The 23,339-nt window shown below is 47.2% G+C and carries 20 protein-coding genes and 1 pseudogene; 20 read left to right on the plus strand and 1 reads right to left on the minus strand.

From position 1 onward, the window contains the following. The first annotated feature begins 3 nt into the window (after positions 1-3). The 19 genes and pseudogenes from BN3261_RS05150 (at position 4) to BN3261_RS05245 (ending at position 21,062) form a co-directional block, all read left to right on the plus strand. On the plus strand, positions 4-1,197 hold the full coding sequence (locus BN3261_RS05150) for an ATP-binding protein (RefSeq protein WP_059085628.1): 1,194 nt from the start codon (positions 4-6) through the stop codon (positions 1,195-1,197). Positions 1,198-1,212: 15 nt separating this feature from the next. Beyond that, on the plus strand, positions 1,213-2,169 hold the full coding sequence (locus BN3261_RS05155) for a hypothetical protein (protein WP_059085629.1): 957 nt from the start codon (positions 1,213-1,215) through the stop codon (positions 2,167-2,169). Continuing rightward, positions 2,153-3,430 carry an ATP-grasp domain-containing protein gene (locus BN3261_RS05160; protein ID WP_059085630.1) on the plus strand — a complete coding sequence of 426 codons (1,278 nt, stop codon included), beginning with the start codon at positions 2,153-2,155 and terminating at the stop codon, positions 3,428-3,430. Before BN3261_RS05155 ends, BN3261_RS05160 begins: the two co-directional genes overlap by 17 nt. A 621-nt stretch (positions 3,431-4,051) precedes the next feature. Then, positions 4,052-4,435, plus strand: coding sequence for an SMU1112c/YaeR family gloxylase I-like metalloprotein (locus BN3261_RS05165; protein WP_059085631.1), 384 nt, complete (start codon positions 4,052-4,054; stop codon positions 4,433-4,435). A gap of 15 nt (positions 4,436-4,450) precedes the next feature. Next, the gene (locus BN3261_RS05170; RefSeq protein WP_059085632.1) at positions 4,451-4,966 is read left to right on the plus strand and encodes a GNAT family N-acetyltransferase; all 516 of its coding nucleotides are present in this window, start codon (positions 4,451-4,453) and stop codon (positions 4,964-4,966) included. A 3-nt stretch (positions 4,967-4,969) separates the two neighbouring features. Beyond that, a complete protein-coding gene (locus tag BN3261_RS05175) occupies positions 4,970-5,467 on the plus strand; it encodes a hypothetical protein (RefSeq protein ID WP_059085633.1) in 498 nt (165 codons plus the stop codon). Between the two features lie 177 nt (positions 5,468-5,644). Then, complete coding sequence (locus tag BN3261_RS05180) at positions 5,645-7,234, plus strand: AAA family ATPase (RefSeq protein WP_059085634.1); 1,590 nt, start codon at positions 5,645-5,647, stop codon at positions 7,232-7,234. A gap of 216 nt (positions 7,235-7,450) precedes the next feature. Further along, positions 7,451-8,791, plus strand: a complete 1,341-nt coding sequence (locus tag BN3261_RS05185) for an MATE family efflux transporter (RefSeq protein WP_059085635.1) — start codon at positions 7,451-7,453, stop codon at positions 8,789-8,791. A gap of 19 nt (positions 8,792-8,810) precedes the next feature. Beyond that, entirely contained in the window at positions 8,811-10,040 is a 1,230-nt protein-coding gene (cbiD, locus tag BN3261_RS05190; RefSeq protein WP_059085636.1) for a cobalt-precorrin-5B (C(1))-methyltransferase CbiD, read from the plus strand. A gap of 94 nt (positions 10,041-10,134) precedes the next feature. Beyond that, complete coding sequence (gene cobI, locus BN3261_RS05195; protein WP_021650569.1) at positions 10,135-10,836, plus strand: precorrin-2 C(20)-methyltransferase; 702 nt, start codon at positions 10,135-10,137, stop codon at positions 10,834-10,836. A 3-nt stretch (positions 10,837-10,839) separates the two neighbouring features. Next, positions 10,840-11,598, plus strand: a complete 759-nt coding sequence (cobM, locus tag BN3261_RS05200) for a precorrin-4 C(11)-methyltransferase (RefSeq protein ID WP_015524810.1) — start codon at positions 10,840-10,842, stop codon at positions 11,596-11,598. 3 nt (positions 11,599-11,601) lie between these two features. After that, positions 11,602-12,690, plus strand: coding sequence for a cobalt-precorrin 5A hydrolase (locus tag BN3261_RS05205; RefSeq protein WP_044960833.1), 1,089 nt, complete (start codon positions 11,602-11,604; stop codon positions 12,688-12,690). Then, positions 12,683-13,414 carry a precorrin-3B C(17)-methyltransferase gene (gene cobJ / locus BN3261_RS05210; RefSeq protein WP_021650567.1) on the plus strand — a complete coding sequence of 244 codons (732 nt, stop codon included), beginning with the start codon at positions 12,683-12,685 and terminating at the stop codon, positions 13,412-13,414. The genes BN3261_RS05205 and cobJ overlap by 8 nt, the downstream gene beginning before the upstream one ends. Next, the gene (locus BN3261_RS05215) at positions 13,407-15,380 is read left to right on the plus strand and encodes a bifunctional cobalt-precorrin-7 (C(5))-methyltransferase/cobalt-precorrin-6B (C(15))-methyltransferase (protein WP_059085637.1); all 1,974 of its coding nucleotides are present in this window, start codon (positions 13,407-13,409) and stop codon (positions 15,378-15,380) included. The genes cobJ and BN3261_RS05215 overlap by 8 nt, the downstream gene beginning before the upstream one ends. After that, the gene (locus tag BN3261_RS05220; protein WP_059085638.1) at positions 15,381-16,784 is read left to right on the plus strand and encodes a cobyrinic acid a,c-diamide synthase CobB; all 1,404 of its coding nucleotides are present in this window, start codon (positions 15,381-15,383) and stop codon (positions 16,782-16,784) included. It abuts the gene before it with no gap. Then, a pseudogene (gene cbiB, locus BN3261_RS17150) lies at positions 16,771-17,833 on the plus strand (adenosylcobinamide-phosphate synthase CbiB). Before BN3261_RS05220 ends, cbiB begins: the two are co-directional and overlap by 14 nt. A 27-nt stretch (positions 17,834-17,860) precedes the next feature. Next, entirely contained in the window at positions 17,861-18,913 is a 1,053-nt protein-coding gene (gene cobD, locus BN3261_RS05235; protein WP_059085641.1) for a threonine-phosphate decarboxylase CobD, read from the plus strand. Next, positions 18,898-20,418, plus strand: coding sequence for a cobyric acid synthase (locus tag BN3261_RS05240; RefSeq protein WP_021650563.1), 1,521 nt, complete (start codon positions 18,898-18,900; stop codon positions 20,416-20,418). Before cobD ends, BN3261_RS05240 begins: the two co-directional genes overlap by 16 nt. 2 nt (positions 20,419-20,420) lie before the next feature. Further along, positions 20,421-21,062, plus strand: a complete 642-nt coding sequence (locus BN3261_RS05245; protein WP_015524817.1) for a precorrin-8X methylmutase — start codon at positions 20,421-20,423, stop codon at positions 21,060-21,062. Here BN3261_RS05245 and BN3261_RS05250 read toward each other — a convergent pair. After that, positions 21,059-22,375, minus strand: a complete 1,317-nt coding sequence (locus tag BN3261_RS05250) for a MocR-like pyridoxine biosynthesis transcription factor PdxR (RefSeq protein WP_059085642.1) — start codon at positions 22,373-22,375, stop codon at positions 21,059-21,061. The genes BN3261_RS05245 and BN3261_RS05250 overlap by 4 nt on opposite strands. Positions 22,376-22,467: 92 nt before the next feature. Between BN3261_RS05250 and BN3261_RS05255 the strand changes: the two genes are divergently transcribed. Next, positions 22,468-23,334, plus strand: coding sequence for a pyridoxamine kinase (locus BN3261_RS05255; RefSeq protein ID WP_015524819.1), 867 nt, complete (start codon positions 22,468-22,470; stop codon positions 23,332-23,334). The last annotated feature ends 5 nt before the right edge of the window (positions 23,335-23,339 follow it).

The following is a 23,339-nucleotide window of genomic DNA, read 5'->3' on the forward strand; positions in this document are numbered from 1 at the left end:
TGAATGAAAAAAATATTATTATTAGGCGGTTCTGCACAACAGATTGTAGCAATTAAAACTGCTCAAAAACTCGGATATTATACGGTTCTTTGCGATTATCTTCCAGATAATCCTGGACAATATGAAGCAGATAAGTTTTATCTAGTGAGTACGACTGACAAAGATGCCGTTTTGGAAGTGGCTCGAAATGAACAGGTTGATGGTGTGTTAGCCTATGCCTCCGATCCAGCAGCACCTACAGCAGCCTATATTGCAGAAAAACTTGGTCTGTCGGGAGCCCCTTATCATTCAGTTGAAACCTTATGCAATAAGGATCAATTTCGTAAATTTCTTATAGAAAATGGGTTTTCTACTCCAAAAGCTAAAGGGTATGCTTCAGCAGAAGATGCATTGAAAGAAAAGGAGAATTTTGAATTTCCAATTATCATTAAACCAGTGGATTCTTCTGGAAGTAAAGGTGCAACAGTGTTGCAAACAGAGGATGGTCTGAAGAACGCGTTGGATTTTGCTTTTTCTTTCTCACGGTGCCATCGAATTATTGTTGAGCATTTTATCGAAAAAAAGCATCCTTATTTGATTGGTGGCGATGTTTTTATTGAGAATGGGAAAATTGTTCTTTGGGGGTTGCTGAACTGTCACAGAGACAATTGTGTTAATCCGTTGGTTCCGGTAGGCAAAAGCTATCCGTTGCAACTGGAGGATGAGGATATCCAACATGTTAAAGAGACATTATCTTCAATGGTGGAAAAACTTAGAATCAGTAATGGTTCTATGAATGTTGAGCTTGTTGTAGATAAGAGTAATCGTGTCTGGCCTATTGACGTTGGCCCCCGTAGTGGTGGAAATATGATTCCCGATTTACTGGGAGATATGTTTGGCGTAGATATTGCAGAAATGTCTGTAAAAGCGGCCATGGGAGCAGCAATTAAAGGCAATATCCATGAGCCAAATGGATTTTATGCTACTCATAATTTGCATAGTAATAAAAACGGAATCTATAAAGATATTTTGTTCTCACCGGAAATTGAACCTTATATTTATCGGAAATACTTGTATAAAAAGTTAGGTGATGAAGTGGAATATTTTGATAATGCTGCAAAATGTTTGGGTATTGTATTCTTTAAGTTCCCAGATGAAACCACGATGAAGAAGATATTGGAACATGTCAATGAGCTAATCACTGTTGAACTTCAGTGAGATAGGAGAAAATAAATGAAAGAATACGGAGGATACATAGAACTTGAATGTTGTCATGGCAAGATGCTCCATGAGGAAGCTATTGCATTAAACTGTGGTAGAAACGCATTGGCATATCTTTGCGAGGCAAAGAGAGTAAAAAAACTGTATTTACCGTATTTTCTTTGTTCTTCCGTGGCAGATCTTTGCAAGAAGATTAAAGTCGATTATGAGTTTTACCACATCGATGAGAGATTTGAACCGGTTTTTGATCGGATACTAAGTGGGGACGAATGGCTTTATATAGTGAATTTTTACGGTCAGCTTGATAATGATTGTTTGAATAAGTGGAAACAGAAATACAATCATGTAATTGTTGATAATGCACAGAGTTATTTTCAGATGCCTGCGAAAAATGTTGACACGATTTATACCTGTCGAAAATATTTTGGTGTTTCAGATGGCGCATTTTTGTATACTAATACGAAGATGATGCGGGAGATTCCACAAGATGAATCTTTTGAACGAATGCATTTTTTGTTGGGACGTTTTGAACGAAGTGCGAATGAATTTTATAGCGAGTATATAGCTAATAACAAATTATTTGCAATGGAATCAGTTAAAAAAATGTCCCGTTTAACAGATAATCTTCTGCATGGGATTGACTATGAAATGGTGGCAAAAAAACGACAGAAAAATTTCGATTTTTTGAACATAGAATTTCGAGATATAAATATACTAAAACTCAAAAGTGTCAATGGAGCATTTATGTATCCGCTTTTGATTCATAATGGTTTTAGGGTGCGAAAGAAATTGCAGAAAGAAAAAGTCTATATACCGACTTTGTGGCCTAATGTGTTAGAAGAGTGTCCAGAAAATAGTTTGGAATATCATTATGCGGCAGATATTCTGCCGATTCCAGTGGATCAACGGTACGGAATAGAGGACATGAAATATTTGGTGGAGGTGATAAGAGATGAACTTGACAGGTAAGAAATTGCTTATCTTAGGCGCCACTGCAGGGGAGATTTCACTTGTTAAGCGCGCCCAAAAATATGGGATTTATGTTATTGTCACAGATAATCATACGGATTATACATTAGCACCTGCGAAGAATGTAGCTGATGAAGCGTGGGATATTAGTTGGTCTGATATAGACACCTTGGAAAAATTATCTCGCGAGAGTGGGGTAGATGGTATATTAGCAGGGTATAGCGAATTCCGAGTTGAAAATATGATAAAGCTTTGTGAGCGGCTAAACTTTCCATGTTATATAAATAATGAACAGTTGGAGATTACCCGCGACAAGATTAAATTTAAAGAGTGTTGCCGAAAGTACGGTGTTCCGGTCGTAAAAGAATATAGTTCTATTGATGAGGTTAATGAATATCCTGTAATTGTTAAGCCGACAGACCGAGCTGGATCGATTGGGATAAGTATTGCGCATAGTTTTGAAGAACTCGAAAAAGCATATCAGTATGCATATGATCTTTCTGTGGAAAAACGAGTCATTATTGAAAAGTATATTCAAGATGAGGATAAAGTTGACTTCTATTATTTAGCTGAAAATGGAAACCTTACATTACTCACCTCTTGTGACACAGTTAACGCGCAAAATAATGATGGATCTAGAGTGGTACAAACAGCATGGCTGTATCCTGAAAAATATCAATCTTCTTACAATTCGAAAGTAAAAGATAATATTGAAGCCATGATTCGAGGAATGAAAATTGAAAATGGGTGCATTTTCTTTTCAGGATTCATAGATAAGAATCAGAATTTTGTGTTTTTCGAGTGTGGTTATCGCTTGGAGGGCGCACATCAATATTATTACACACAAAAGAGAGGTCCTGTTAATTTTCTGGACATATTTATTTTCTATGCATTGTGTGGAAATACACATGATGTTTCGCATATAGGAATTAATGAAAATATGAAGTGTGTAACGGTCAATGTTTTTGCGAAGGAAGGTACGATTGCAAAAATTCAAGGTCTTGAAGAAATCGCAAAAATGCCCGATTGTACATTGGCATTGCTTCATGGAAGAGTTGGAGAACAATGTAAGGCTGATAAAGCGATACTAGATAAGATATGTGTATTTGCTTTCAGTAGTGAATCAGTTGAGCAATTAAAAAATGATGTGGACGAAGCTTATAGTAAGCTGCAGATAATAGATGACATGGGAAATGATATGATTTATGATAGACTTGTTACAAGTGAAATTCTTAAGTGGGGTGACGGCAACCTGAGGTAAAAATTCGGAAGCCTTTCCCGGTTTAACCGCGAACTCAAGGGTTCTGGGAAAGAATGTAGAAAACTTAAAAAAGAATTACAGCGAAGAAAAGGCTCTTGCAGAAACTGCAGCTTTATTTGTACTACCCTGTCTAAGCGTAAAGAAGTATACGAAGCTGCTAAAGCGGAGCATCCAGAACGCTGGAATGGACGTGCAACCCGTGACTGGAGTCTTCCGGATATTGTATATCTGAACCCGGAAAGGGTACACGAACAATCCGAAAAAGCTGATGAACAGATGGCTGTTTCATAAAAATCTATTCATTCAAAATGATGGTGATCAGGTACAGAGCAATATCTGATGACCTGCACGAATAAAAAAATATATTTTTACTGACAACTACCTTGACAATCAGCGACTATAAAAAAGCAAATGCGACCAGGGAATCCAGAGGACGAAGGATTAGTGCCCCCAGGGGGTTCAGGCACTTACAAAATAAAAATTGAGAATAATCTGTATTTCTTGTAAAATTACCGTGTGTGAAACACATGCTCCTTCAGAACTAAAGCACACACGGTATATTTTAAAAACCACTATATAGTTTATAACGAAAATAAGATAAACTAAAAAGGAGTACAAAAAATGAATTTATCTAAAATACACCACATCGCAATCATCGTATCCAACTACGAAGCCGCCAAAGATTTCTACGTAAACAAGCTTGGCTTCTCCGTTATCAGAGAAAACTATCGTTCAGAGCGCAGGGACTGGAAGCTGGATCTGCGTGTGGATGAGCACACGGAGCTGGAGATTTTTGCAGAACCAAATCCACCGAAACGGGTGAGCCGTCCGGAGGCTTGTGGTTTGCGTCATCTTGCTTTCTGTGTGGAGAGTGTGGAGCAGACGGTGAAAGAGCTGGCGGAGGTCGGGATCGAATGTGAGCCGATCCGTGTGGATGATTTTACCGGTAAGAAGATGACGTTTTTTCATGACCCGGACGGACTGCCGCTGGAACTGCATGAGTAAGGGGAGATGGAACAAATGATATTTCGTAAGGGAGTAAAAGAGGATTTTGACAACATAAAATCTCTGTACTGGGAGCTGATCGACCAGGAGCAGGGTGATCCATCGTTTCCACATTGGAAGAAGGGTATCCATCCTTCTGATGAAATGCTACGTAACAGTATTGGTAAGGAAGAGCTGTATGTTCTGGCAGATGGCAGCGAGATTGCGGCCTGTGCGATAGTTAATGATGAAAAGGTGGATGGCTACGCAGATGTGCCGTGGCAGATCGATTCGGATGAGGTTATGGTCGTTCATGTTCTGGCAGTGCATCCGGAGCAGCGTGGTAAGGGTCTGGCCCGGAATTTGATGGAGCACATTGTAGGATCGGAAAGAAAAGCCGGAAAGAAAGCGCTGAGGCTTGATGTGATCGAGAACAATACAGCAGCGGAAGGTCTGTATCAGAAACTGGGTTTTCGGTATATCCAGACAAAGACACTTTTTTATGAGGTGGTTGGCGAGATGACCTTCAAAATGTATGAGCTGGTTTTGTAATCTATGGGTGAGAAAAGAGCGTATAAACCAAGAAAGCCCGGAGGTGGTCGCAGGAAATCAAAGCCGGAGTATGATGCCGGGAAGATCCTTAAGGAGCTGATGGATCCGGCTGTTGTGCTTTATGAAGCGGGGATGTCTTTGCAGGCTATTGCAGATGAGCTGGGGTTGAATCCGATCAAGGTTCGGAAGCTGCTTATCACGGCCGGTGTGTATGTATCGGATATGGCGGAGAAGGTGCAGGTGACCTTTGATGATTTCAGAAAAACACAGGATCATAAAGCTGCTGTCCTTTCAACTGCAAATGCTCTTGGCCTGTCCAGGTCCTCTGTTACTTCATATCTTCCGTACAAAAAGGGTGTGTATTTTCCAGGTACAGCACCGGCAGATAAGATCAGTGTTGGAGCCGAGCGGCAGCGGAGGTACAGAGCGATGAAGCGTTGGAGGAATGCCCCAACAGAAGAAGGATCAGCAGATGTTCGTATAACAGCGAGATCAAAATGAAATAATGGTTGACAGAACCGGGAAAGAGCGTACTGTTCGAGTGGGATTTGCATATGTTGCACGAAGTAAAGCAGTCATCAACTTGTTATTTGCTCTATGAAATGATAAAATCAAAATAAAACAGGTGAGTTGTAACCTCGTGCTTGAGGAACAGCTTCAGAAAGGAGTCTGAATAGCATGGGAAGATTTGTGAACCCGGACAACAGTGCATTTCAGGTTGCTCTTAACTCCAGAATATATGTGGATAAGACTGGCCTGATTGAGTACACAAACAGTGTTCTTGATACAACAAATGCTTATATCTGCAATAGTCGGCCGCGCCGGTTCGGAAAATCTTATGCAGCTAATATGTTGGCTGCGTATTATAGCAAAGGCGCAGATTCTGAGCAGATGTTTTCTGGATTGCAGATAAGCAGGGAGGCCGACTTCAAAAAGCATCTTAACAAGTATGATGTGATCCATATCGATATTCAGTGGTTTCTGGCAAACTGTGATGATGCGGATAATATAGTGAAGCATGTCACGGAGGCGGTTCTGGATGAATTGCGGGAAGTTTATCCGGATGTTCTGCCACTTGAAGTATCTGGCTTGCCGGATGCACTTTCAAGAATCAAAGATAAGGTGGGACAGAAGTTTGTTGTTATCATTGATGAATGGGATGTACTGATTCGTGATGAGGCGGCCAATAAAAAAGCACAGGAAGATTATATAAATTTCCTGCGAGGAATGTTCAAAGGAATAGAACCTACAAAGTATATTCAACTGGCGTACCTTACAGGTATTCTTCCCATAAAGAAGGAAAAAACACAGTCAGCTCTGAATAATTTTGATGAGTTTTCTATGCTGAGCCCAGGCAGTCTCGCGCCGTATGTTGGTTTTACTGAGAATGAAGTGCGGAAACTGGCAGAAGAATATCATCAGGATTTCGATGAGGTAAAGCGTTGGTATGATGGATATCTGCTGAATGGTCATCAGGTTTATAATCCACGAGCAGTTGTCGGCGTGATGCTTCGAGGTGAATTTAAGAGCTATTGGTCAGAAACAGCTTCTTATGATGCCATTGTTCCGCTGATCAACATGAATTATGGTGGTTTGAAAACAGCTATTATTGAAATGATCTCTGGTGCAGAGGTTAAAGTAAACACAGCAACCTTTAAGAACGATACGGTAAGCATCAAAAGTAAGGATGATGTGTTAACCTACATGATTCACCTGGGCTATTTTGGATATAACCCTAAATTAAAGACTGCCTTCGTGCCGAACGAAGAGATTCGACAAGAACTTACAGCTGCTGTTGGAAGTAAGCAGTGGAATGAGATGTTGGAATTCCAGAAAAATTCAGAACATTTACTTGATGCTACGTTGGACATGGATGGAGTAGAAGTTGCTGCTCAGATTGAAAAAATCCACAACGAGTATGCGTCTTCCATTCAATATAACAATGAGAACTCGTTGAGCAGTGTTTTGGCAATTGCATATTTAAGTGCAATGCAGTACTATTTTAAACCTGTCCGGGAATTGCCGACAGGCCGTGGATTTGCTGATTTCGTGTTTATCCCGAAGATAGAGTACTGTTCTTCTTATCCGGCGTTGATCGTAGAGCTGAAGTGGAATCAAAATGCCCAGACTGCCGTGAGGCAGATTAAAGATAAAAAATATCCTTCTTCAATTCTGGATTACACAGGTGAAATCCTGCTTGTTGGGATTAACTATGATAAAACCAGCAAGGAACATCAATGTTTAATTGAAAAATATGAAAAAGAGTGACTTTGGAACATAATTGTATAATAAAAAAACACAAAATACAAAGACTGCCGCAGGTTTCGCGCCTGCGGCATTTTGCAGTTTGTACAAAAAACACAGAAAATATATTGGAAAAAGAGCGGGAAAAGGGTATAATGTCAGAGAAAGTGTGATTGATAAAATACAGACGATTTTTTCTGCTTTGTCAGGTCATAAATAAGTGAGGCGGGGGATGTAACAATGGAACAGCAGCATATGTTTACCAATCGGATGATCCGTAATCTTCTGGTGCCGGTAGTGCTGGAACAGATTTTGAATTCGATAATGGGAACCGCAGATACCATGATGGTCAGCAATGTGGGATCTGCGGCTCTTTCTGCGGTATCGCTGGTGGATTCCATCAATGTGCTTCTGATCCAGGCTTTTTCGGCGCTGGCAGCGGGAGGCGCCATTGTCTGCGCCCAGTATATCGGACAGAGAAATTATGAGAAGGCGAACATGTCTGCCAGGCAGGTGCTTTTTATCATCACAGCGATCTCTGTAGTGGTGTCTGCAGTCTGTCTGATCTTTCAGAAACCGCTTTTGAGGCTGATCTTCGGTGCAGTGGATGCGGATGTTATGCGTGCATCGGAAACCTATTTCTTTTTCACGGCACTGTCATTCCCCTTTATTGCGGCTTATGATTCTGCGGCTTCGATCTTTCGTGCCCAGGAGAATACCAGGGGGCCTATGACGATCTCCATGATCTCCAATATTATGAACATTGGCGGAAATGCGGTTCTGATCTGGGTTTTCCACCTTGGTGTTGCAGGAGCGGCGATCTCCACACTGGTTTCCCGTATTTTCTGTGCAGTGGTTGTTCTCTGGCAGCTGCGTAAGGATCGCCAGCCTGTCGTTGTGAAGGATTATCTGAAGATCCGTCCGGACTGGAGCATGATCGGACGTATTCTGGGACTTGGGATCCCTTCGGGAATTGAGAACAGCATGTTTCAGCTTGGAAAACTTGCCATCCAGTCTACGGTTTCCACACTGGGAACAGCAGCTATCGCAGCTCAGGCAATGACCAATATCCTTGAGAACCTGAATGGTATCGCAGCCATCGGAGTAGGTGTGGGCCTGATGACTATCGTAGGCCAGTGTCTTGGTGCCGGTCGAAAGGATGAGGCGGTCTATTACATAAAAAAACTCTGCGTCATTGCAGAGGCAGTTATTATCGTAAGCTGTCTGAGTGTGTATGCTTTGGTCAGACCAGTGACGATCCTTGGCGGAATGGAGAGTACCAGTGCGGAAATGTGCATCCACATGATGACATGGATCACCATCGTAAAGCCTGTGGTATGGACAATGGCGTTCGTGCCTGGGTATGGTCTTCGTGCAGCCGGTGATGTGAAGTTTTCCATGATCACCTCCTGCTGTACCATGTGGGCGTGCAGGTTCTGTCTCTGTGTTTTCCTGATCCGTGTCCTGGGCTTCGGGCCTATGGGTGTCTGGATCGGAATGTTTGCGGACTGGACTGTTCGTGGGATTATTTTCACCTGGCGTTTCCACAGCCGCAAATGGCTGGAGCACAAGGTAATTTAAAAAGGAGGGCGTCGCATATATGAAGAACGGACTGGAAGACCAGTATGTCATAAAAAACAACAAGCGCCTCCGCTACGGCTACACAACAGGCTCCTGTGCAGCCGGGGCAGCCAGGGGTGCAGTCCGGATGCTGCTTTCGGGAGAGTCTCTTTCAGAGGTAGAGCTTGATACTCCAAAGGGGATCACTCTCACATTACAGCTTCACGATATTACCCGGGGCGAAACGTATGTCTCCTGTGCGGTACAGAAGGATGCAGGTGATGATCCGGATACCACCAACGGGATCCTGGTCTATGTAAAAGCAGAGAAGTTTTCTATTTCAGCATCAGAACAGGTCGGGCAGCAGCAGAAAACAGAGAAATCCCGGCCTCAGATCATCCTGGACGGAGGGATCGGTGTGGGGCGTGTCACCAAGCCGGGACTTTCCCAGAACGTGGGCGAGGCGGCGATCAATCCGGTTCCCAGAGCCATGATCCTGCGGGAAGCCGAAGAGGCGGCCCAGGAATATGACTACGAGGGCGGTCTGAAGCTTACCGTATCCGTCCCTCAGGGGGAGGAGATCGCAAAGAAAACCTTTAATCCCCGTCTTGGCATTCTTGGCGGGATATCCATACTTGGAACCAGCGGGATCGTAGAGCCCATGAGTGAGAAGGCTCTGATCGAAAGCATTCATGTGGAGATGAAGCAGCATTTCTGCCAGGGAGAAAACTATATTCTGGTGACACCGGGGAATTACGGTGCGGATTATCTCAGGGAGCATATGTCCATTCCCTTTGAGAACAATATCAAGTGCAGCAATTATGTAGGAGAGACCATTGACATGGCTATTGATATGGGCGTAAAGGGCATTCTTTTTGTGGCTCATATCGGTAAGTTTGTAAAGGTTGCCGCCGGGATCATGAATACCCATTCCCACTGTGCTGACGGAAGGATGGAGGTTCTCTGTGCAAGTGCCATCCGTGCAGGGGGCTCTCTGGAATGTGCCAGAGAGATCCTGGAGGCGGGGACTACGGATGAGGCGCTGGCTGTTCTTGACAGCTATGGTATCCTGAAAGAGACTATGGCTGTGGTCATGGAGAAGATCCAGTTTTATCTGGACCATAGATCCTATGAGCAGATCCTTCTGGGTGCTGTGGTGTTTTCCAATGTATACGGACTGCTGGGGCAGACCCGGGATGCAGAGGAGCTGATCCATAAGATACAGGAGCAGGCAGTCGGGGTGAATGATATTTCATGCGTGAAACCCTGATCCGGATGGAGATTTTTGATCCGGGGACAAAATTTGATATAAATAACAGACAGGTTTTATCCTGTCTGGAAAATATAGTTAGGAGGAAAGAAATATGGCAGGTAAATTATATGGTGTAGGTGTAGGACCGGGAGATCCGGAGCTTCTTACCTTAAAAGCACTTCGTCTTGTAAAGGAGGCAGAGGTGATCGCACTTCCGGGACAGGTTCCGGAGGATACGGTAGCGTTTAAGATCGTGGAGGGAGCTTATCCGGAGCTTGGAAAGAAGGAGCTTCTTGCAGTTCCTTTTCCAATGTCCAAGGATCCTGAGGTGCTGAAGAGCTATCACGATGCAGGAGCAGAAAAAGTCAAGACTGTCCTGGACCAGGGGAAAGATGTGGTATTTCTCACACTGGGAGATCCTACCGTGTATTCCACATATCTCTATATCCATCACAGACTTGTGGCTCAGGGCTATGAGACGGAGATCGTCTGTGGCATCACATCCTTCTGTGCAGTTTCCGCCCGTCTGAACACCGGACTTGTGGAGAAGGCAGAGCCTCTTCACGTGATCCCGGCTTCCTATCAGATCGAGGATGCGCTGAAGCTTTCTGGTACCAAGGTCCTTATGAAGGCCGGAAAGAAAATGAAGGATGTGAAGGCGGAGCTTCTTTCCCAGGGGGCAGAGGCCATGATGATCGAAAACTGCGGAATGCCGGACGAAAAGATCTACCGGACCGTGGAGGAGATCCCTGAGGATGCAGGATATTATTCCCTGATCATTATCAAAGAAAACAAAGACAGAAGAGAGGAATAGATTATGGTACATTTTGTAGGAGCAGGTCCGGGAGCACCGGATCTTATTACAGTAAGAGGTAAACAGTATCTGGAAGAGGCAGATGTGATCATCTATGCGGGATCTCTTGTAAATCCCCAGCTTCTGGAGTATTCCAAGGATGTGTGCACCATCCATAACAGTGCAAAGATGACCCTTGAGGAAGTGATCTCTGTTATGGAGAGAGCAGAGGCTGAAGGTAAGATGACCGTTCGTCTCCACACCGGCGATCCATGTATCTATGGTGCGATCCGTGAGCAGATGGATATCCTGGATGAAAAGGGAATCCCCTATGATTCCTGCCCGGGTGTCAGTGCCTTCTGCGGAGCTGCATCTGCACTGAACCTGGAGTATACACTTCCGGATATTTCCCAGAGTGTGATCATCACAAGAATGGAAGGAAGGACACCGGTGCCGGCAAAAGAGAGTATTCAGTCCTTTGCCGCTCATAATGCCACTATGGTTATTTTCCTCAGTACAGGTATGCTGGAGGAGCTGAGCCGCAGACTGGTGGAAGGCGGATACCGTGAGGATACACCGGCTGCCATCGTCTACAAGGCAACCTGGCCCGATGAGAAGAAGTTTATCTGTACAGTGGGTACTCTGGCCCAGACAGCAAAAGAGAACAAGATCACAAAAACAGCGCTTATGCTGGTAGGTGATGCGGTCAATGCTGCAAGCTATGACAGATCCAAGCTGTATGATCCGGGCTTTACTACAGAGTTCCGTGAGGCTACGAAATAAAATATGAACATTTCCATCATTTGCTTCAGTATGACAGGGCTGGAGACAGGGGAAAGGCTTCAGAGGGCTCTGGAAAAAGAAGGTGAGAGTGTCACCCTTGCAAAAAAGAGCCGGTACCTTCCGGATCCGATCTCTGTTTCCACCTCCCAGTGGGCAGGGGAACAGTTCCAGGCAGGAAAAGAGGGCGTGATCTTTATTGGCGCCTGCGGGATCGCAGTGCGCAGTATCGCACCTTACATTGCCGGAAAAAAGACGGATCCGGCTGTGCTGGTGATCGATGAATGCGGAAAATTTGTCATTGCGCTTCTTTCCGGACATCTGGGCGGAGCCAATGAGCTGGCTCTTCGCTGTGCCGGATATCTTAAGGCGGTGCCGGTTGTGACAACAGCCACAGATCTTCACAGCCGTTTTGCAGTGGATGTTTTTGCAAAAAAGAATGGCTGTGCTATTTTTCATATGAAGGCTGCAAAGGAGGCTTCTGCGGCCCTTCTTGCAGGAAAGAGCGTTGGCTTTTACAGTGAGTTTCCATGGGACGGGGAGCTGCCGGAGGGTCTGGTGCTTTGCGGGAAGGACGGAAGGCCCTCAGCTGCAGCGGATCCGGAGAAGGGTGAGATAGCCGGTGAGGCACCGGAAACAGGTATTGCGGTGACGATCCACAGAGGCTGCCTGCCCTTTAAAAATACAGTCCATGTGGTGCCGCCCGCTGCAGTTCTGGGAATGGGCTGCCGCAGGGGAAAGGATGCAGCCTCCATCCGGAAGGCGGCAGAGGAATGTCTGAGAGAATCGGATGTTTACAGAGAAGCGCTGAGTGCTATTGCCAGTATCGATCTGAAGAAGGAAGAGGTGGGACTTCTTTCTCTGGCAGAAGCCTGGCAGCTTCCGTTTCTGACCTTTACAGAGGAAGAGCTGAAGGCAGTGCAGGGTGAATTTACCCCGTCACAATTTGTAAAAAAGATAACAGGTGTAGAGAATGTCTGTGAGAGAAGCGCGGTTCTGGGTTGCGGACAGGGTACACTGATCAGAAAAAAAACAGGCCGGGACGGTGTGACTACCGCCCTTGCAGCCGGAAATCGGAGGATACGTTTTGAGTAAGATTTATGTTGTAGGAATTGGCCCGGGTGCGTATGACCAGATGACTGGAAGAGCGATCCGTGCATTAAATGAAAGTGATGTGATCATCGGTTACACGGTGTATGTGGATCTTGTAAAGGAGTATTTTGCAGGCAAAGAGTTCATGACCACACCGATGAAAAAAGAGGTAGACCGCTGTGTACTTGCTTTTGACGAGGCAAAAAAAGGAAAAACCGTTTCCATGATCTGTAGTGGTGACGCCGGTGTCTATGGCATGGCAGGTCTGATGTATGAGGTGGGAGAAAACTATCCTGATGTGGAGCTGACCATTATCCCGGGTGTGACAGCAGCCACAGGCGGCGCCGCAGTGCTGGGTGCACCGCTGATCCATGATTTCTGCCTGATCAGCTTAAGTGATCTTCTGACTCCGTGGGAGAAGATCGAGGCAAGGCTTCTGGCAGCAGCACAGGCGGATTTTGTGGTATGCCTTTACAATCCGTCCAGCAGAAAACGTAAGGATTATCTTCAGAAGGCCTGTGATCTGATGATGAAATACAAGTCTCCGGATACTGTCTGCGGCACGGTTGCCCAGATCGCACGTGACGGCGAGACTGCACAGGTCATGACACTGAAGGAGCTCCGTGATACAGAAGTGGATATGTTTACTACCGTATTTGTGGGAAATTCACAGACTAAGAATGTAAACGGCAAGATGGTAACACCAAGGGGATATAAGAATGTATAAAGCCATTGTTTTTGCAGGAACCACCGAGGGCTATGCACTCTGTGAGTTCCTTGCGGAAAATCATGTTCCGGTCTATGCCTGTGCAGCTACGGAATATGGCGGCTCCCTTCTGAAGGAAAATGAATTTCTCCATGTCAGCGCCGGAAGGCTGAAAATCGAAGATATGGAGGAGCTTTTCCAAAGGGAAGCGCCGGAGATCGTTCTGGACGCCACTCATCCCTATGCAGCAGAGGTGACAAAAAATATCCGGACTGCCTGTGAGAACGGAAGCATCCGATATCAGCGTGTCCTTCGCCCGGAGGGGGAGAAGAACAGGGAAGCCATCTATGTGGAAAGCACGGAGAAGGCGGCAGAGCTTCTTTCCGGTACAGAGGGGAACATTTTTCTTACCACAGGAAGCAAGGAGCTGTCTAAATTTACAGTGATCCCGGATTACCAGGAGAGGCTTTTTGCCCGGGTGCTGTCCATCCCTTCCGTGATCAGCTCCTGCGCGGAGCTGGGGATCGAGGGAAAGCATCTCATCGGTATGCAGGGGCCATTTTCCACAGAGATCAACGAAGCCATGCTTCGACAGTTTCAGTGCAGCTATCTGGTCACCAAGGATACCGGTCTGGCAGGTGGATTCCCGGAAAAGATGGAGGCTTGTCAGCGTTGCGGCGTCACACCTGTGATCATCGGAAGACCATTGCAGGAGGAGGGGCTGTCCCTGCCGGAAGCAAGGGTATTTCTGGCAAAGCTGTTCGGCCTTACCCTGTCACAGAGGGTTTCTCTTGTAGGCATCGGCATGGGTGCGGAAAAAACACTGACCCTGGAAGGAAAGAAGGCCTTTGATGAGGCGGAGCTTCTGATCGGTGCAAAGCGTATGACAGATGCCGTACAGAGGCCGGGGCAGATGGTTCTCCATGAGTACCGCAGTGATAAGATCGTGGAGTATATCAAGACACATCCACAGTACCGTACCGTAGCCATTGCCCTTTCCGGCGATGTGGGCTTCTACAGCGGTGCAAGGAAGCTGATGGATCTTCTGGATGGTGATGTCCAGGTGATTTGCGGGATTTCTTCCGTTGTTTATTTTATGGCGAAGATCGGTCTTTCCTGGGATGATGCCAGGATCGTCAGCGCTCATGGAAGAGACTGCAATCTGATTGCCCTGATCCGGCATAACCCCAAGGTTTTTTCCATTCTGGGAACAGAGGATGGGGTAGCTCGTCTGGCTTCTCGTCTGGTTGCGTATGGAATGGGTGATGTGACCCTTTATGTGGGCGAAAATCTTTCCTACGAAAATGAAAAGATCTTTCATGCCAGTGCGGCAGAGCTTACAGAATACCGGGGAGATGCGTTAAGCGTGGTAACTGCGTGCAATGAAAAGGCACTACCTTTGCCCGCAGTTCACGGGATCTGTGATGAGGAATTTCTTCGTGGGAAGGCGCCTATGACAAAGGAAGAGGTGCGTACGGTTTCTCTGTCCAAGCTTCGTCTTCAGGAGGATTCTGTCTGCTATGATGTGGGAGCGGGCACAGGCTCGGTTTCTGTTGAGATGGCGCTTCGTGCCTGGAAGGGGCAGGTCTATGCCATCGAGAAAAAGGAAGATGCCCTTGCTCTTCTGAAGGAGAACAGGCGGAAATTTGCCACAGACAATCTGGAGATCGTGCCAGGTACTGCACCGGAAGCAATGGTGGAACTGCCTGTTCCGACACATGCCTTTATCGGTGGGTCCTCCGGAAACATGAACGAGATCATCCGGCTTCTTCTGGACAAAAATCCGGGAGTACGGATCGTGATCAACTGCATCACCCTGGAGACGGTGACGGAAGCCATGAATGCCATACGAGATTTCAGCCTGACGGATGTGGATATCGTACAGCTGTCTGCGGCAAGATCCAAATCTATCGGAAGGTATCATATGATGATGGGTGAGAATCCGATCTATATCATTTCCTGCAGCGGAAGAGGGGAGGAGATTTAGGTGAAGATCCCGAGAATACTTCTTGCGGCAGGTGCCAGCGGAAGCGGAAAAACCCTGATCACCTGCGGGCTGCTTCAGGCGCTGGTGAACCGTGGCCTTAAGGTGGCTTCTTTTAAATGCGGCCCGGATTACATAGATCCTATGTTCCATAGCCGTGTGATCGGTACAAGATCCCGAAACCTGGATACGTTTTTTACAGATGGAGACAGAACCCGGTATCTTCTGGCAAAGAACGCATCGGACTGTGAGATTGCAGTGATGGAGGGAGTTATGGGGTATTATGACGGTGTAGGAGGGATTACCTCCAGAGCCAGCGCCTATGATCTGGCCTCCACCACAGATACACCGGTGATCCTGATCGTAAACAGCCGTGGCATGAGTGTTTCTCTGGCTGCCTATGTAAAGGGCTTTCTGGAATACAAAAAGGACAGTCATATCTGCGGCGTGATCTTTAACCAGATGTCTCCCATGTTGTATCCCAGGATGAAGAAGCTTCTGGAAGAGGAGCTTTCCGTAAAGGTGCTGGGATATGTTCCGAAGGTGGAGGACTGTGTGATCGAAAGCCGTCATCTGGGGCTGGTGCTTCCGGAGGAGATCCCGGAGCTGAAAAGCCGTCTGCAGAAGCTTTCCGAGGTACTGGAGAAAACCTTGGATATCGATGGGATCCTGGAGCTTGCAGGGGAAGCACCGGAGCTTGCGGCACCGGAGACGGAAATGCTGATACAGAAGGATACTACCTTCGGATACCGTACAGAGGAAAAGGTGCGGATCGGTGTGGCGGATGATGAAGCCTTCTGCTTTTTCTATGCGGATAATTTAAATCTTCTGGAGCAGATGGGAGCGGAGCTGGTGCGTTTTTCCCCCATTCATGACAGAGAGCTTCCGGAGGAGCTGGACGGGCTTCTTTTAAGCGGCGGTTACCCGGAATTAAACGGGGAGGCGCTGGAAGAAAATCAGGAAATGTGCACCCGGATCCGGGAAGTCATCCTGGACGGAATGCCCTGTCTGGCAGAATGTGGCGGATTCATGTATCTTCATCAGGAGATGGAGGATATGGAAGGAAAGCAGCGCAGAGTCTGCGGGGTGATCCCTGGAAGGGCTTACCGGACACCGAAGCTGAACCGGTTCGGCTATATCACCCTTACGGAAAAACAGGATACCGGACTTGGTGAGATCCCGGCTCATGAATTCCATTACTTTGATTCTACAGATTGCGGAGAGGATTTTCATGCGGCAAAGCCGGCATCTAAAAGAGGATGGGATTGTATCCATGACCGGGGCAGGCTGATGGCAGGATTTCCGCATCTTTATTATTACGGAAATCCTAGGGTTCCGGCACGCTTTCTGAAGAACGCACTGGAATATAAGAAAGAACGGAGGCAGAAAGAAGATGCTGAAATATAGTCTTCCTGCACTGGTCATAGGATTTGTGCTGGATCTTCTGATCGGAGATCCCAGATGGCTTTATCATCCGATCTGTGTCATCGGCAATCTGATCGCAGTGCTGGAAAAAATGATCCGGAAGATTTTTCCGAAAAATCACGGTGGTGAGCTGACAGGAGGCTTTCTGATCGTAGTGCTTGTCTGTCTGTTCAGTGGCGGGGGGCCGCTTCTGGTGCTTTTTTTTCTTTTCCGGTATCTGNGGAGGCTTTCTGATCGTAGTGCTTGTCTGTCTGTTCAGTGGCGGGGTGCCGCTTCTGGTGCTTTATTATCTTTACCGGTATCTGCCGGTGGCCGGATTTGTGCTGGAGGTTTTCTGGTGCTATCAGCTTCTTGCCACCCGTTCCCTGAAGGATGAGAGTATGAAGGTTTATGACCGGTTGAAAAACGGGACTCTGGACGAGGCACGCTATGCGGTGTCCATGATCGTAGGCCGTGATACCAGAGAGCTTACGGAAACCGGCGTGACAAAGGCTGCCGTGGAAACCGTTGCGGAAAATGCATCCGACGGCGTGATCGCCCCCATGCTTTATATGGCTATCGGCGGGGTGCCGCTGATGTTTTTGTACAAGGGTATCAATACCATGGATTCCATGCTTGGATATAAAAATGACAAATATCTTTATTTCGGCCGTATTGCGGCAAAGCTGGATGATGTGGCCAATTATATCCCTGCCAGGATTTCCGGATGGCTGATGGTGGCAGGAACTGTTTTTACAGGAATGGATACAAAAAATGCGGCAAAGATCTACAAACGTGACCGGAGAAACCATGCAAGCCCCAACTCTGCTCAGACAGAGGCTGCTATGGCCGGAGCGCTGGATGTACAGCTTGCGGGAAATGCATATTATTTCGGAAAATTATATGAAAAACCCACGATCGGGGATCCGATCCGCCCGGTGGAGCCGGAGGATATCAAAAGAGCTAACCGGCTGATGTACGCGGCATCCATACTGGGTGTGGTTGTATTTGGACTGCTCAGTGCGGGGATCCGGTTCGGGTTATTAAGGTAACAATAAATACAGACAGGAGAATGACCAATGACAAAACACATACATGGAGGAGACGTATATAAACATAAAGACTGCCTGGATTTTTCGGCAAATCTGAATCCTTTGGGAACACCGGAAAGTGTGAAGCAGGCCATTATCCACAGTCTGGATCATATTGCACAGTATCCCCAGGTGGGATGTGGCGTTCTCAGGGAAAGGATCGCAGAATCGGAAGGGGTAAAAGCGGAAGAGGTAATATGCGGTAACGGAGCAGCAGAAGTGATCTTTACTCTCTGTCATGCAGTAAAGCCAAAGCGGGCTCTGATCCCGGCGCCTACTTTTGCGGAATACGGACAGGCTCTGGCCAGCACTGGCTGTGAGCTGGAATATTACATGCTGACGGAAAATGACGGTTTTGTGCTCAGTGAAGCATATCTGGATATCCTTCATAAGGGATTGGATATGGCTTTCTTATGTAACCCCAACAATCCTACCGGCATGCTGATCCCCCACAGGCTTCTGAAAAGGATCCTGGAAAAATGCAGAAAGCTGGATATCCTGCTGGTGGTAGATGAATGTTTCCTTGATTTTGTAAAGGAACCGGAAGAGTATTCTCTGAAGCATTCTCTTTCCGGGTTCAATAATCTTTTTATCCTGAAAGCATTTACAAAAAGATATGCCATGGCCGGTGTGCGGCTGGGCTATGGCCTCTGTTCTGACAGAAAGCTGATGGAAAAGATGGAGCTCTGCGTTCAGCCATGGAATGTTTCCACCATGGCCCAGGCAGCCGGGCTCCAGGCACTTACAGAGACGGAATATGTAGAGGAGGGAAGGCAGCTTGTTTTTCGGGAGGCACAGTGGCTGAAGGATGAGCTAGTCCGCATTGGGTATAAAGTATTTCCGTCGGAAGCAAATTATATTTTCTTTAAAGGACCGGAGGAGCTCTTTGATTTCTGTCTGCGCAAGCGGATCCTGATCCGTGACTGCAGCAATTATCCGGGTCTTACAAAGGGGTATTACCGGATCGCGGTAAAGCGCCATGAAGAAAATGTAAAACTGATCGAAGTACTTGAGGGAGGTATATTATGGCAAAAGCAATAATGGTGCAGGGAACCATGTCCAATGCCGGAAAAAGCCTGCTGGCTGCGGGACTTTGCAGGATCTTTAAGCAGGATGGATATCGTGTGGCTCCTTTTAAATCACAAAATATGGCACTGAATTCCTTTATCACAGAGGATGGTCTTGAGATGGGACGGGCCCAGGTCATGCAGGCAGAGGCAGCCGGGATCCGGCCGTCTGTCCTGATGAATCCGATCCTTCTGAAGCCTACCAATGATGTAGGCTCCCAGGTGATCGTAAACGGAGAAGTTCTTGGAACCATGAGTGCCAGGGATTATTTCAAATATAAGAAGACCCTGGTTCCGGATGTGATGAAGGCATACAACGCTCTTGCAGCGGAAAACGATATCATTGTCATCGAAGGTGCGGGAAGTCCTGCCGAGATCAATCTCAAGGATGAGGATATTGTAAATATGGGTATGGCAAAGATGGCCAAGGCACCGGTCCTTCTTGTGGGAGATATTGACCGTGGAGGTGTTTTTGCCCAGCTGATCGGTACGGTGGAGCTTCTGGAGGACGATGAGAAGGCTATGGTAAAGGGGCTGATCATCAACAAATTCCGCGGAGATAAGACTATTCTGGACCCTGGTGTTGTCATGCTTGAGGAAAGAAGCGGGATCCCGGTGGTGGGTGTGGCGCCTTATCTGGATATCCAGGTGGAGGATGAGGACAGCCTGACGGAGCGTTTTGACCGGAAGCAGGAAGCCGGTGTCATTGATATCGCAGTGGTCCGTACACCAAGGATTTCCAACTTTACGGATTTTAATCCTTTTGAGAGCATTCCCGGAGTTTCTCTCCGCTATGTAAAACACCCGAGAGATCTTCACTCTCCGGACATGATCATCCTTCCTGGAACCAAGAACACTATGGGTGATCTGATCTGGATGCGGGAAAGCGGAATGGAGGCAGCAGTTCTTAAGGAAGCCTCCAGAGGCAAGCTGATCTTTGGTGTCTGCGGCGGCTATCAGATGCTGGGTGAAACCTTAAGCGATCCTCATGGCGTTGAAAATGGCGGTTCCATGAAAGGAATGGGACTTCTTCCTATGGAAACGGTATTTGCCGAAAAGAAAACCAGGACCAGGGTGCAGGGGCATTTCGGTCAGCTGTCCGGTGTGTTTGCTCCTCTTTCCGGTGCGGAGATCGAGGGCTATGAGATCCATATGGGCGAAAGCATCCTGAAGGACAATGCAGGAACAGCCACGAAGATCACAGACAGCGTCAGCGGTAAGAAAAAAGAAGAGGGTGCTTTTGCAGGAAATGTGTGCGGAACCTATATCCATGGCGTTTTCGATAAGGAAGCATCTGCAGAGGCGATCATTCGCGTGATCGGTGAGAAAAAAGGTATTGATGTGGAAAATATGACAGGCGTGGATTTTGCGGCATTTAAGGAACAGCAGTATGATATCCTGGCTGCAGAGTTGCGGAAGCATCTGGATATGAAAAAAATCTATGAGATACTGGAAAACGGGATTACGGAGGAAGAATAGAAATGAAAGTTGAGCTTGAAAATGTAAAACCCATGGAGATCGAAAAAAGAAGCTTTGAGATCATCACAGAAGAGCTGGGGGATACTCCCCTGATCCCGGGAACAGAGCTGATCGTAAAACGCTGCATCCACACAAGCGCAGATTTTGATTATGCAAAAAATCTCTGCTTCTCGGAGGGGGCAGTGGAGATGGCCATGGACGCCATTCGCAACGGTGCCTGTATCGTCACAGATACCCAGATGGCAAAGGCCGGGATCAACAAGCGTGCACTTGCCCGCTACGGCGGTGAGGCTTATTGCTTCATGTCCGATGAGGATGTGGCTGCCCTTGCAAAAAAGAACGGGACTACCAGAGCCACAGCCAGCATGGACAAGGCAGCAGAGATGGATAAAAAGCTGATCTTTGCCATTGGAAACGCACCTACCGCACTGGTACGTCTTTATGAGCTTATTGAGAACGGAAAGCTTTCTCCTGAGCTGATCATTGGTGTGCCGGTAGGCTTTGTGAATGTTGTGCAGTCCAAGGAGCTAATCATGCACGCAGATGTGCCTTATATTGTGGCAAAAGGACGCAAGGGTGGAAGCAATATTGCTGCGTGCATTGTAAATGCCCTGCTCTACATGATCGATAACCGGAGAGATTAGGAGCCGGTAACCTCCTTCAGAAGCTGACAGGCAGGCAGAAAATCCTTGGATGGAATGGAGGAGCAGGAGAGGACCAGGGTGACCTCGGCTCCGTTTTCTCTGAGAACCTCCAGTCCCAGACCACGGTTCCGGGCTCTGTCTGTCAGTTCACTGCCTGTGAGAGAACAGGGAAGAGTAAGGGCAAGGCTGGTTCCTGCGGCTCCTGTTTGAATCTGGCAGTCCTGGCCGAAGGTTTCCCGGACAGCCTGGGAAAGAGCCTTCAGCTTCTGGGAATAAAGGCGGCGGAGCTTTCTAGTCTGGGAAGCCAGATGCCCGTCGCGGATAAACTGGCAGAGCGCGATCTGTTCTGCCTTGGAAGCAGTCTGATTATAAAAGGCTGCTTTTTTTGTATATTTTTCCCGGAGAGAGCGTGGCAATACCATGAAGCTGACACGGATGGAGGGCAGCAGCAGCCTGGAAAAGGAACCGATATAGACAACGTTTTCACCACCTGCAAGACCGAAAAGTGAAGGCGTCGGTTTCTGGAAATAAACAAATTCGTTTTCGAAATCATCCTCAATGATCAGATGGTCATCGATCTCCGCATGACGGATCAGCTCCAGGCGTCGTTTTACCGGCATGATCTCGCCCCATTTCGTCATGTGAGCAGGAGAAACATAGATCACATCGCAGCTTTTGTCCCGGTAATGGACATCAAAGCCGTAATCCTGAAAGATGGTGCTGCATGTGGTGAAGGACGGTGTGGGGAACGAAACGGTTTTCCGTTCATGGATCAGAGGGCAGAGGATCTGGAGAAGGGGCTGGAGACCGGCCCCTACTACAATGTCATCCGGGGAGCAGATCACATTTCTGCGTTCCCGGATATAGTCTGCGAGAACCTCCCGGAAATCGCTTTCGCCCTGGGGTTCGCCATAAGAAAGCATACGGTCGCCCTGGCGGAGGGCGCTTTTGATGTAACGCTGCCACAGATCAAAACGGAAGCTTTCCCGGTCAACACCGGAAGAGGCAAAATCATAAAGGCAGGGCGTGATATCCTTATCCTGTTTTTCGGGGGTAAGCAGATGCTGCTTGGAAGCAATGCCGGTGACATAATAGCCGCTCTGTGCCCTGGCGATGATATAGCCGTCTGCTGCCAGCAGAAGATAGGCATTTTCGATGGTGGTACGGCTCAGCTTCAGCTCCTGGGCGCATTTGCGGAGGGAGGGCATTTTGCTTCCGGGAAGGAGACGGCCTTCCAGGATCAGCTTCCGGTAATAGTGATAAACCTCCAGATAAAGGTGTTCTTTTTTGTGTTCTGCAGATATATTTAACATAAGTATGATGATTTCCTTCCAAAAATGATTGCGTAAACCTGACAGTTCATTCTATAATATTACAGAAAAAAACTCAAGACTGGAGAATTACCATGAAAAAAATAGCAGTGATCAATGATCTTTCCGGGCTGGGGAAATGTTCACTGACAGCAGCGATCCCGGTGATCTCGGTGATGGGAGTCCAGGCGTGTCCACTTCCCACCGCTGTTTTAAGCAACCAGACCGGTTATGAAAGTTATTTCTGTGAGGATTTCACAGAGCATATGGAACCATATATGGAGCAGTGGAAAAAAAGAGGATTTTTCCCGGATGGGATCTATACTGGATTTCTTTCTGATGATAAGCAGGCAGACAGGATTCTGAAATTTATGGATGCGTTTGCAGGGAAGGATACTCTGATCCTTACAGATCCGGTGATGGGGGATGACGGCGCGGTTTATCCGATCTATACAGAAGAGCTCCGCAGCCGGTTCTGCGAACTGACACGTCGTTCCTATGTGATCACACCGAACCTTACGGAAGCCCTCCTTCTTCTCTACGGAAAAGAAAAAATGGAGGAGATCTGGAAGGAACTGCAAAAGGCATCAGAGGCCCGGCGGATGGAAGAGATCCGGGAGATCGGGTGCGGACTTGCCCGGAAATTTTCACTTCCTGCCGTTGTGATCACCGGAGTGGATCACAGGGAGGAGGGGCAGCCTCTGAAAATGGGAAATCTTGTCCTGGAAAACGGAAACAGCTCCTGGGTATTTGCAGAGAAATCCGGCGGAAGCTATTCCGGGACAGGAGATCTTTTTGCATCCGTGCTCAGTGCAGGGCTGGTAAAAAGATATTCCATGAAAACCTGTGCAGAGCTGGCCGTGGACTTTATCTCGGCATCGATCCGGGATGCGGTGGAGGAAGGAACAGACCGTAACGATGGCGTATGCTTTGAACAGCATCTCGGCATGCTGCTTCCATAAAAACA

It is taken from the genome of Blautia massiliensis (ex Durand et al. 2017), from assembly GCF_001487165.1.
Lineage (GTDB): Bacteria > Bacillota > Clostridia > Lachnospirales > Lachnospiraceae > Blautia_A > Blautia_A fusiformis.

Bases quoted from the DNA above. Each gene is read 5' to 3' on its own strand.
- cobM (WP_015524810.1), top strand. From the start codon at position 10,840: ATGGTACATTTTGTAGGAGCAGGTCCGGGAGCACCGGATCTTATTACA.
- BN3261_RS05205 (WP_044960833.1), top strand. From the start codon at position 11,602: ATGAACATTTCCATCATTTGCTTCAGTATGACAGGGCTGGAGACAGGG.
- BN3261_RS05215 (WP_059085637.1), top strand. From the start codon at position 13,407: ATGTATAAAGCCATTGTTTTTGCAGGAACCACCGAGGGCTATGCACTC.
- BN3261_RS05255 (WP_015524819.1), top strand. From the start codon at position 22,468: ATGAAAAAAATAGCAGTGATCAATGATCTTTCCGGGCTGGGGAAATGT.
- BN3261_RS05150 (WP_059085628.1), top strand. From the start codon at position 4: ATGAAAAAAATATTATTATTAGGCGGTTCTGCACAACAGATTGTAGCA.
- cbiD (WP_059085636.1), top strand. From the start codon at position 8,811: ATGAAGAACGGACTGGAAGACCAGTATGTCATAAAAAACAACAAGCGC.
- BN3261_RS05175 (WP_059085633.1), top strand. From the start codon at position 4,970: ATGGGTGAGAAAAGAGCGTATAAACCAAGAAAGCCCGGAGGTGGTCGC.
- BN3261_RS05250 (WP_059085642.1), bottom strand. From the start codon at position 22,375: ATGTTAAATATATCTGCAGAACACAAAAAAGAACACCTTTATCTGGAG.
- BN3261_RS05245 (WP_015524817.1), top strand. From the start codon at position 20,421: ATGAAAGTTGAGCTTGAAAATGTAAAACCCATGGAGATCGAAAAAAGA.
- BN3261_RS05170 (WP_059085632.1), top strand. From the start codon at position 4,451: ATGATATTTCGTAAGGGAGTAAAAGAGGATTTTGACAACATAAAATCT.
- cobI (WP_021650569.1), top strand. From the start codon at position 10,135: ATGGCAGGTAAATTATATGGTGTAGGTGTAGGACCGGGAGATCCGGAG.
- BN3261_RS05180 (WP_059085634.1), top strand. From the start codon at position 5,645: ATGGGAAGATTTGTGAACCCGGACAACAGTGCATTTCAGGTTGCTCTT.
- cobD (WP_059085641.1), top strand. From the start codon at position 17,861: ATGACAAAACACATACATGGAGGAGACGTATATAAACATAAAGACTGC.
- BN3261_RS05160 (WP_059085630.1), top strand. From the start codon at position 2,153: ATGAACTTGACAGGTAAGAAATTGCTTATCTTAGGCGCCACTGCAGGG.
- BN3261_RS05185 (WP_059085635.1), top strand. From the start codon at position 7,451: ATGGAACAGCAGCATATGTTTACCAATCGGATGATCCGTAATCTTCTG.
- BN3261_RS05240 (WP_021650563.1), top strand. From the start codon at position 18,898: ATGGCAAAAGCAATAATGGTGCAGGGAACCATGTCCAATGCCGGAAAA.
- BN3261_RS05155 (WP_059085629.1), top strand. From the start codon at position 1,213: ATGAAAGAATACGGAGGATACATAGAACTTGAATGTTGTCATGGCAAG.
- BN3261_RS05165 (WP_059085631.1), top strand. From the start codon at position 4,052: ATGAATTTATCTAAAATACACCACATCGCAATCATCGTATCCAACTAC.